9 protein-coding genes are annotated in these 7,992 nt (G+C 43.1%); 8 read left to right on the forward strand and 1 reads right to left on the reverse strand.

Features of this window, described 5'->3' with window-relative positions:
• Positions 1 to 233: hypothetical protein (locus I4641_RS22745; RefSeq protein WP_229642871.1), on the reverse strand; the 233-nt coding region annotated here is incomplete at its 3' end.
• Here I4641_RS22745 and I4641_RS22750 point away from each other — a divergent pair.
• The 8 genes from I4641_RS22750 (at position 232) to I4641_RS22785 (ending at position 7,968) form a co-directional block, all read left to right on the forward strand.
• On the forward strand, positions 232 to 2,130 hold the full coding sequence (locus I4641_RS22750; RefSeq protein ID WP_229642872.1) for a putative type IV secretion/conjugal transfer ATPase: 1,899 nt from the start codon (positions 232 to 234) through the stop codon (positions 2,128 to 2,130). The two genes, I4641_RS22745 and I4641_RS22750, sit on opposite strands and share 2 nt — an antisense overlap.
• A gap of 41 nt (positions 2,131 to 2,171) precedes the next feature.
• Complete coding sequence (locus I4641_RS22755) at positions 2,172 to 3,056, forward strand: hypothetical protein (protein ID WP_229642873.1); 885 nt, start codon at positions 2,172 to 2,174, stop codon at positions 3,054 to 3,056.
• 224 nt (positions 3,057 to 3,280) lie between these two features.
• Positions 3,281 to 4,363 (forward strand): hypothetical protein, encoded by a 1,083-nt coding sequence (locus I4641_RS22760; RefSeq protein WP_229642874.1) that lies wholly within the window; start codon positions 3,281 to 3,283, stop codon positions 4,361 to 4,363.
• Positions 4,364 to 4,681: 318 nt separating this feature from the next.
• A complete protein-coding gene (locus I4641_RS22765) occupies positions 4,682 to 5,392 on the forward strand; it encodes a hypothetical protein (RefSeq protein ID WP_229642875.1) in 711 nt (236 codons plus the stop codon).
• A gap of 5 nt (positions 5,393 to 5,397) precedes the next feature.
• Positions 5,398 to 6,840, forward strand: coding sequence for a hypothetical protein (locus tag I4641_RS22770; RefSeq protein ID WP_229642876.1), 1,443 nt, complete (start codon positions 5,398 to 5,400; stop codon positions 6,838 to 6,840).
• A gap of 35 nt (positions 6,841 to 6,875) precedes the next feature.
• Positions 6,876 to 7,196 carry a type II toxin-antitoxin system RelE/ParE family toxin gene (locus I4641_RS22775; RefSeq protein ID WP_229642877.1) on the forward strand — a complete coding sequence of 107 codons (321 nt, stop codon included), beginning with the start codon at positions 6,876 to 6,878 and terminating at the stop codon, positions 7,194 to 7,196.
• A 6-nt stretch (positions 7,197 to 7,202) separates the two neighbouring features.
• Positions 7,203 to 7,526 carry a helix-turn-helix domain-containing transcriptional regulator gene (locus I4641_RS22780; protein ID WP_229642878.1) on the forward strand — a complete coding sequence of 108 codons (324 nt, stop codon included), beginning with the start codon at positions 7,203 to 7,205 and terminating at the stop codon, positions 7,524 to 7,526.
• 115 nt (positions 7,527 to 7,641) lie between these two features.
• Positions 7,642 to 7,968 (forward strand): uracil-DNA glycosylase family protein, encoded by a 327-nt coding sequence (locus I4641_RS22785; RefSeq protein ID WP_229642879.1) that lies wholly within the window; start codon positions 7,642 to 7,644, stop codon positions 7,966 to 7,968.
• The last annotated feature ends 24 nt before the right edge of the window (positions 7,969 to 7,992 follow it).

Consider the following 7,992-nt stretch of genomic DNA (forward strand, 5'->3'; position numbering starts at 1 on the left):
TGGTTTTGATGTTCAATATTTCCTCTCAACGAAACTGAAAACCCGCAACCAGTTGGAGGTTTTGTTCTGGATGAGGAGGTAAGTAACGATCGCCACATCGTAACTGTCTTAACCGAGGGAATCGAAGAACCCGCCTGTCCCGAACATCGCAGCAGCCAAGATACCGTTTGGTTGCCAGGCAGACAGCAAAAATGTGCGGTATTGACTCTGACCGAGCGACCAAAAACTGCCATGTCTCAACGCGAACAGCTACGGTGGTCATTTGATGTTCTTTCTCAAAATTACGTCAAGGATACCGAAGCGGTAGTAGAAATTAGTCTGGCAAACGATCGCCTGATTGAAGATAGCCTCGCTAAAATTGCCAAACAGTCACGCTCGGCGCAAAAGCACGCCGTAATTAAGGGACAGGGCAGGGATGTCGGGGCGGAAATTAAGGCAGAAGAAAGCTTTGAGGCACAAAAGCAACTGCGTAAGGGAGCGAGATCCTTTCACACCGCCGTTACTTTCTTTGTTTATCGCTCTAATCCCAAAGAGTTAGATTTAGCCTGTCTCAAACTGAGTCGTAGTTTTGGGACGGCAAAGGTTAAACGAGAGCGTAATATTGCCTGGTCACTGTGGTTGGATAGCCTGCCGATTAACATCAATCGCTTACTGCAAAATAATTCTGCCCTAGAAGATCGTCGCCATGTATTTAGCAACCATACCGTCTGGCGTTTCTTTCCCCTAACGGCAACGCGAGATTTAGATCGTCAGGGTGTAGAGCTAATCAGTAACGGTGGCAAACCAATTTATATAGATCTCTGCCACCAACAAACTAGTCGCGCTCTGATTCTGGGAACATCTGGTTCGGGTAAAACCGTCCTGGCTTGGCAGTTTATGCTCGACCACCTGCGGGCAGGTATTCCCGTAATCGGCATGGATATTTCCTCTGGTCAGGGTAATAGTTTTAAAACGGCGATCGAGCTTCTAGGCGATGAGGGAGCTTATCACGACCTACGCTACCACTCTAATAATCTCGTCGAACTTCCAGACCTAAGGCGCTTTAATGGCGAACAGCGAGAAGAACGCATGAATCAATGGCTCGATTCGGTGCGGGCTGCCATTGTCGAAATAGCTATGGGTAAAGTCAATGACCCCAGGCTGGCTCAAAGGGTAGAAGCGATCGCTGCTAAAACTCTCAATATATTCCTCAACGACCCAGAGATTGTCGAACGCTATAACTTAGCACTAGAAAGAGGTTGGAAATCCCAGGCATGGCAAGATATACCCATCCTTAAAGACTGGCTTAAGTTCTGTACCAAGGAACAGCTCAACCTCTCCAGCTTTGAAGCGATCGATCAGGCAGCAATCAATCAGATCCAGATCCAGATATCAGCACTATTAGAATCACCACTAGGAAAAGCGATCGGCAGACCTAGTTCCTTTTCTCCCAACCCTAAAATCAAGTTTTTTGCTCTCTCTGGACTCGACAGCGAAGCCGAACAAAACATTATTGCCCTGACTACTCAAGCTGCCTGCCTGCGTAATGCTTTAGCTTATCCCCGCAGTCTGATTGTGGGAGATGAGGTTTCGGTGCTGTTCAAGAAACAGGGGTTTGCCAACGGCTTCGGTAACTGGTGTGCCGTCGGGCGTAAGAGCGGAATCTCAATAATCCTGATCTCTCAAGACCTCGATGCTATCCAAAACTGTAGCGCCAGAGATCAGATTCTACAAAACATCAACTACCGTATGATTGGCAGAATCACCTCAAGCGGTGCTAAATCCTTGACCCATCACCTCGGCTATAATCCCGAACTGATTAATCAAAACTCCACCGAGTTATTCCTACCAGATAAAACTCGACTCTGTTCCAAATGGCTGATCGAGAAAGATAGTCGCTTTTGGCAAGCAGAATACTACCCCGCTGCCATGACCTTAGCTGCTGTGGCTAATAGCCCTAGCGAATTAGAAGCAAGAGATAGAGTCATGAAGAGCTATCCCGACAATATGCGAGGGCAGATGCTGGGATTGAGAGATTTTTCTAGTCAGTACATTAATGCCATTCGTTCGGGTTCGGGAATGTCAGGTATTGGACACGCCGAAAATTCAATAGTTGCTGCTCCTAAAAAGCCAGCTAGTTTGCATACATAAAAAACTCCATTAATAAATTTCTACAAACGCTTTTCAAACCTATGAATTTAGCCAAATTTAGAATTACCTTTGCCCTTCATGGTTGGTTACTGTTTGCCATTGGATTAACTTTAGTCCAGCAACCCAAAGCCTTTGCCGATGAACCCGATGCTCCAGAGTTCGAGCTAGTCGAACCTACCGAATCGTCCGACAATGCCCAAATAACTGACTATAGCGAAATCATTGAAAATGCCGATATCCAATCAACCGATGACAACGCTATCTACGACAAAATTGATGAAGAACTAAGCAATACCGTGAGTAGTGTAATTGATAATGTATTTGGCGATCTTTTCGGTGGCTTTAATGATTTTTTAGGCGGGCTAGAGGATACTGTAGGAGATTTTGTCAGCAGCCAGATACCAGATATCAGCAAGATTATTGACATTATTTTCAATGGCGGTGTTGGAGCAGGTGAAGTAGATTTACCCAGCAGGCAGCAAAGCGAAACCCTAGAAGGAACTCCCGATAGCTATGCTATTTCTGAATCGGAAACCGATGCCGTCGTGCGAGAAGTTTTAGTTGAAACAGTAGGTTCGACTACTCTCAATGAGTCGGCTCAAAACAGTCTCAAGCAGACTGCGGTACAGGTTCAGAAAAGCGTTAGCGAAAGCGTCGATCTCGGACAAGACTCTCAAAGTCGAGATGTCACCCAGCAAATCCTCCAAAATCTCTCTCAGCAGGAAGCCATTTCTGCCACCAGGCAAGGAATAATCGTGCAGCAGAACCAACAGGCACAGGTAGACCGCGCCATTAGTAATATGCTTAACGCCCAGCAAGCAGAAGAATTGGCAGGAATTAATGCTGCCAAGCGTAGGGAGGATATCGGTACTACCAACCTTACCGTCCGACAGTGGGGTTTGGTTAGATTACCTGGTAATCCTTAGATTTTGGTTTGGGAAGGGTTTGGGGTGTAGGGGGTTGGGTGTAGTGAGAGCAAGGCAGCTATTTTCTGAACCTAAAAACTCTTTGAAATGAATGCTTTTGACTACATAATTCAATAGCGATCGCTCTTCCTCTAAACTTCAATTTCCATTCCTTTAAACTATCCGATTGTTCCCTACACCCGACACCCTAAACCCTACCCCCTTACACTATTCAATTAAGAACGATGATGAAATTACTTGCAATGGATTCTTTTGCCGACTTCGAGAGCCTGCTGGTTCTTAAAGAAGCTCTTAGCACTGGGGAGTTAATCTTTCAGGGATTTGAAAACGTCTGGCAACAGGTCATTCTCAATACCAGTTCACCTATTTGGGTAGCGATTATGCGTTTTGCTGCCGATATTGCTTTATTAATTTTGATTTATTTGGCTTTGAAGCAAGGTTCTGAGGTAATTCAGAAAAGAGACTGGCATGGACTAGTTTTACTTATTGTGTGGCCCACTATCGTCGCTTTGCTGATCGGTAACAATGGTTTTTTGATTTCTCAAGGTATAGGTGCGTTACGAACTATCGATCGCGAATTTGTCAAAGCGATGAGTACTACCCAAATCGCCTCAACCAACATTCAAAATGCCCTCCAGGATATTCAACTAACTAATGCAGCTAGAGAACAGATCGACTCTCTAATCAACCAGTGCAATAGCTTCAACGGTACTGAATATTCCGATTGCTTGAACAACACGATTCCTCAAATCGACCAGATTGTTGAAGAAGCCGAAGCTCAAAATAACGGTGCTTTGGCAGTTCTGGAAAATTACAAAGATAAGATTAAAGGAGCAATCCTCAATATCGCTGCGGTAGGACAAATTATTCTAGCACCGCAAAAAATAGTGCTAACTACTTTAGTTCATGCCCTGCTAATTGCCGTACAGCTTGCTTTCAATATGATTATTGAGATTGCCCTGCTGCTGCACTCGCTCTTAGCACCCATAGCAGTTATTCTCACCCTTATTCCTACAGGACAGCGATACATCTCTATCTGGCTAACTTGGTTTGCGGCGATCGCTGCGATTCAGGTTTGCTATACCATCATTATTGGTCTGGCTGCTACTGCCATTGTTTTGAGTAATGCCCAGCTATTTAGCGATATTACTTTTCTGGTTTTGGCGGCATTCTTCGGTCCAGGTTTGGCTTATGCCATGAGTAAAGGTGGTGGCACGGCTCTATACCAGTCGATTAACAGCAGCGTCGATAAAACCATCAGTTTTGGTACGGAAGTAGTTAGCAAAGCAGTACTATTAGTTCTGTAAGAAAGGCAGGAGGCAGAGGGCAGAAGGCAGAAGGCAGAAGGTTTTTAAGTTCTAGGTTTTAAGTTTATTCAAAGTTGATACCATAATTTTCTGCATTTCTTCCACCTCATTCATCACTGAGGTGAAAAGCTTCGCTTCGACTAACTCAGCTTCTTTGGTAATTATCAACTGTGTATCTAAAACTCACAGCCAGAAGTTTGAAGTAAGAAAAATTATATTACCTTTCTTGGTATGCCTTTTCTTAAACCCTTCTACCCTCTGCCTCCTGCCTTCTGCCTTCTCATCACATTTAACTATCCTATTCACCATTTCATCCATATGTTTAAATCACAATCTAGTATTAAATCCAATCAAATTACCCCCGCAGGCAAGGAAAAGATTGTTTTAGCGCAGCTATCCTTAACAGTGGCATTTATCACCCTAGCGTTTTCCTCCTGTAGTACTGCTAGCAGCTATCGTAAGTTAGCCAACAACAGAATCACTACCGTACAAATGGGCAATGGTGATGCCATCTTAGCCGAGGTCAAGCCAGGAAACTATCGCACCCCTCAAGCCATTACTGAATTTACTAAAAAATGGTACACCCTGATGCTTGGTTGGTCGGGAGGAGAAACCGCAGTCAAGGTCAATGGCAATCTGACCATTCCCGCTAATTCCTATGCTGCTGCACAGATGATGGATACTCGGCTACAAAAAGCTTTTCTCACTGAATTTAGTCAGCTTGTTCCCTCGGTAGTATTTTCTCAAGATAACCAGCTCAAGTCATCAGCTAAAGTTCGCTATGTATCCGAGCCTTTATCCCTCAGCAAAGATACTTGGGCAATCAATGTCGTCGCCGATTGGATTTTGTTTGACTCGGCAACCAACACCGAAACCAAAACAGTCACTTTTAACAAAAGTATCACTATCAAAGCTGCTGCGATTCCTCCCAGGTCTGTGGTTGAAGAAGCCAACAGCTTACAGCAACTTATTGAAAGCATTAGAGCCTACGGCTTGGAAATTATTAACGTTGAAGAATTTGAAGCTTAATCAAAATGACTAATATATATACAGAAGATAAAGAAACACTCACCAGAGAAGACCAAATTGACCTAGCTGGATTAGATAGCGAAGCCCAAGAGCCTTTAGTAATCGATCGGAAATATCAAATTAAGGAAGATTCCCCTTCAGATACTCCTACAGAAGAAAAGCCATTTGTCCGCAGCTTATTCATTTACGGTGTAACAGGCTTAGGCATTCTCTTTCTGCTAGGAATTTGGAATTTCATGACACCAAGAAACGCACCAGTTAAAGTTATAGAATCAACTCCCGAACAGCAAGAGGAGATAGCAATACCTAAAGTGGATTACCGAGGTAAACTAGCCTTAAGAGATCAAAAGCATCAGCTAGAACGAGCAACACAGCAACCGATTCCCACAGAAGTAGACGAACCCAAAGAGTCTACTACCGTGGCTACTCCGACCCAGCGATCGCCAAAACCTCAGCCTCAGCCCCGCACTCAACCCAGAGTAGCTCGTACCGCGCCACCTCGTCCTCGTCCTCAAGCAGTACCCAGACCCCAACCAGTGAGAGTCGAACCAAAGCCCAGGGTTGACCCTCAACAACAATGGGCGCAGCTATCAAATTTTGGTCGAGGTGTACCACTTGCTTCTAGCCAATTTCCTAAGAATCAAACTCCTGCTGCTAAAACCACCTTCGTTAATAATATTGCTTCTAAACCAGCATCTATAGCTACCAATAATACTATCCAATCCTCCCCAGGTAGTTTGGGCATACTCAATCGCCAGCGTATAGAAACAAATGTTAGAGATAAGCACCAAATAGCCTACGGCACATCTGTCACTGCCGAAGTCTTTATCCCTCTACTTTGGGATGAATCCGTAAGTAGTTCACAGCAACCGAATAAACGCTTTGCACTGGTACTTACTGAAGATTTAATAGCTAGCAATGGCAAAGTAGCTTTAGAAAAAGGCTCGGTAGTAGTAGCCGAAAGTAGTTCGGTGAATCCTGGTAACAGATTAGTTAATGCTAATGCAGTAGCGATTGTCTATACCGATAAGCAGGGCAGAATCCAACAGCGATCGCTTCCTCCCCAAAAGCTAACTATTCTTGGCAAACAGCAGCAACCTTTGATTGCCAAGGGACACTTCGATCGCGGTGGCGACTATGCCAAAACCGATCTATTGGTTAGTTCTCTGTCGGGTCTAGGTAAAGTAGGAGAGGTATTCACTCAACCAAACTCTTCTTCTTCAGTAGTCACTGGTAACTTTGGCTCAAGCGTCTCCACCACTGTCAACAATAACAACCGAGAAGTTTGGGCTGCCGTACTCGACGGTTTCTTCAATCCTTTGGCAGAGAGAATCAGCGATCGCTCTTTACGCCAGGAAGTAGAGCTTGAAAAGCTACCTAATATTGCTGTACTAGAAGTGGGAACTGAAGTTTCGATTATTGCTAATGATACTTTTGTTATTAAATAAACTTTTAGTAACATATATGTTACTGTAGGTTTAGTATGAAAATTCAAGAATACATCCAAGAAGATGGCTCTAGCCCATTTCAGAAATGGTTCGACACTCTTAATTCTCAAGCTGCAACAAAAGTTACAGTTGCCATATCTCGTTTAGAATCAGGAAATACTTCAAATATCAAATGGTTTGATGGAATAGGTGAATATAAAATCAACTGGGGTCCTGGTTATCGGATATATCTTGCATTAGAAGGCAGACAATTGATTATTCTCTTCGGTGGTGGGACAAAGAAAAAACAACAGGCTGATATTAAAAAAGCAAAAAAGTTACATCAAGAATATAAAAAAAGAAAGAAAGGAAAATAACTATCTATGACTATAACTAGAGATTTTAATGAAACAGTTAATGCCCGAATTGGAAGAGATCCTGAATTCGCTAAGGCATTACTAGATGAAGCAGCAACTCTCTTTCTTAATGGCGAACCAGAAACTGCTAGAGTTGTATTGAGAGATTTGGTTAATGCTACTATCGGCTTTGAAAATCTTGCCGTTCAAACCTCATTACCTAGCAAAAGCCTACATAGAATGCTGTCGGCTAGTGGCAATCCTACAATGAATAATTTAACAGCTATCTTCAATATTTTACGTAAACAGCTAAATGTAAACATCCAAGTTAGTACAGTTGCCTGTAGTTGAAATAAGGCTCTACTCAGTGCCTATTAAATCCTAGAGAAGCCAAATAAATTTGTTAAGAACCTAACGTTTTGTAGTTTCTGAAAAACTATGAATTTGCAATACTAATGGTTCTTACATGATCAAACAAACTCAGTTATTTGAGCTTCAATCAAAAGCCAAGACTCAAAAGTTTACTTTTTACTCCTCTTTAGAAAAACTCAATCGAGCCTGTTCCAATTGCGATCGCTGTTCTCTTAGCAAAAAACGTCAGCAGGTAGTTACAGGAAGAGGTGAAACTAAACCAGATATCGCGATTATCGGCGAAGCACCAGGAAAACAAGAAGACAAATTGGGACAGCCCTTTATCGGAGATTCAGGCAAGTTTTTAGGGAAAATGCTTGAAGTTGTAAAACTTGATTCTAATGTTTACTTTCAACTGGTTGCGGGTTTTCAGTTTCGTTGAGAGGAAATATTGAACATCAAAACC

The organism is Waterburya agarophytonicola KI4 (assembly GCF_020640915.1).
GTDB lineage: Bacteria > Cyanobacteriota > Cyanobacteriia > Cyanobacteriales > Xenococcaceae > Waterburya > Waterburya agarophytonicola.

Bases quoted from the DNA above. Each gene is read 5' to 3' on its own strand.
- I4641_RS22750 (WP_229642872.1), top strand. From the start codon at position 232: ATGTCTCAACGCGAACAGCTACGGTGGTCATTTGATGTTCTTTCTCAA.
- I4641_RS22755 (WP_229642873.1), top strand. From the start codon at position 2,172: ATGAATTTAGCCAAATTTAGAATTACCTTTGCCCTTCATGGTTGGTTA.
- I4641_RS22760 (WP_229642874.1), top strand. From the start codon at position 3,281: ATGATGAAATTACTTGCAATGGATTCTTTTGCCGACTTCGAGAGCCTG.
- I4641_RS22765 (WP_229642875.1), top strand. From the start codon at position 4,682: ATGTTTAAATCACAATCTAGTATTAAATCCAATCAAATTACCCCCGCA.
- I4641_RS22770 (WP_229642876.1), top strand. From the start codon at position 5,398: ATGACTAATATATATACAGAAGATAAAGAAACACTCACCAGAGAAGAC.
- I4641_RS22775 (WP_229642877.1), top strand. From the start codon at position 6,876: ATGAAAATTCAAGAATACATCCAAGAAGATGGCTCTAGCCCATTTCAG.
- I4641_RS22780 (WP_229642878.1), top strand. From the start codon at position 7,203: ATGACTATAACTAGAGATTTTAATGAAACAGTTAATGCCCGAATTGGA.
- I4641_RS22785 (WP_229642879.1), top strand. From the start codon at position 7,642: ATGATCAAACAAACTCAGTTATTTGAGCTTCAATCAAAAGCCAAGACT.